Source organism: Levilactobacillus suantsaiihabitans (assembly GCF_004745505.1).
GTDB lineage: Bacteria > Bacillota > Bacilli > Lactobacillales > Lactobacillaceae > Levilactobacillus > Levilactobacillus suantsaiihabitans.
This window is the reverse complement of record NZ_RKLX01000060.1, coordinates 1-757: the sequence shown is the minus strand read 5'-3', so window position 1 is coordinate 757 and position 757 is coordinate 1. Positions and strand designations below refer to the sequence as shown.

The following is a 757-nucleotide window of genomic DNA, read 5'->3' as shown; positions in this document are numbered from 1 at the left end:
TGGCAAACACCGTATCAGGTTATGCTGACAAATTTGTCCAAAAATTCGGATTAAATTTGCAATCTACCTAAAAACAATATATTTTAAAACTGTTTACACCATACCAAAATGGGCTTCGAATACGAGGCCCATTTTTGATTTAGCTAGTAATCCGTATTAAAGTTAATGGCTAGCTCCCAGTTCAACTTTTTAATGGCTTACGATCTGTCAACAAAGCAATTGGTGACAGAATCAAAACAATCACCGCTCCTACTAAGTAGGTATGACTGAAGGCCTGGCTGATCTGTCGATTCTTAGTATGCTTAATTTTTCTCAAAGCTGTCGTTAAAGCTTCTTTTTGTGCCAATTGTTTGAGACCTACTAACAATTTTTTCTGACCCTGGCTTATTTTCTGATTACCCAAATTAATTTTTTGAGAAGCTATTGACAGTTTAGATATAGCGGTATTTTGATTTTCTAACTTGGTTAAGGTAAGTGCTAGTTGCTGGTTACCCGCTTTTAAGTTGTCAGTAGCTAGTGCTAACTTCTTCTGGGCTTGGTAGACCTGGTGAAGATCGGTTCCCTTTTGGGGCTATGGTAAATCAACTTGAGATTTGGCCGCTTGTTTAAGGGCACGTCTTAGGTTCGTCTGTTTGTTTTTAGTTGGGCAAATTACAAGTTTAATCCGAACAAGCCCGGAATCTTTCAATGGCAGTCTGTTGATGATGTATTTTTAATGGTCGTTGATTAATTAGTTCAAGTGCTGCTAGGATCTCAT

1 protein-coding gene and 1 pseudogene are annotated in these 757 nt (G+C 37.8%); both read right to left on the bottom strand.

Translation table 11 applies throughout. The features are described 5' to 3' along the window. Positions 1–181: 181 nt before the first annotated feature. Positions 182–346 (bottom strand): MFS transporter, encoded by a 165-nt coding sequence (locus tag EGT51_RS12830; RefSeq protein ID WP_089122107.1) that lies wholly within the window; start codon positions 344–346, stop codon positions 182–184. 313 nt (positions 347–659) lie between these two features. Continuing rightward, a pseudogene (locus EGT51_RS12825) lies at positions 660–757 on the bottom strand (IS30 family transposase); the annotation flags it as partial.